Origin of the sequence: Anoxybacillus sp. CHMUD (genome assembly GCF_013096965.1) — a bacterium.
Classification (GTDB): Bacteria; Bacillota; Bacilli; order Bacillales; family Anoxybacillaceae; genus Anoxybacillus; species Anoxybacillus kestanbolensis_A.
In genome coordinates, this window is sequence record NZ_SDLG01000103.1 from 1 (window position 1) to 261 (window position 261).

The 261-nt window shown below is 47.1% G+C and carries 1 rRNA gene; it reads right to left on the bottom strand.

Annotated features, from left to right (window positions below):
• Positions 1-168: 168 nt before the first annotated feature.
• Positions 169-261: ribosomal RNA gene (locus tag ETB99_RS14810) — 16S ribosomal RNA — on the bottom strand; the annotation flags it as partial.

Sequence of the window (261 nt, forward strand, 5' to 3'; positions counted from 1 at the left end):
AGAACCGTTTGTCGCTTTTCTTACTGCCTGTTATCTAGTTTTCAAGGAACAATCAACTAAAACCTTGAGGGATATTCCCTCAAAACTAAACGAAGCGAAAAAGCGTTGTTATTACGTTATGTGTAGCGGGGCTGAACAGTCGCCTCCGCTTTTCGTATTTATCCTTAGAAAGGAGGTGATCCAGCCGCACCTTCCGATACGGCTACCTTGTTACGACTTCACCCCAATCATTTGCCCCACCTTCGGCGGCTGGCTCCCGTA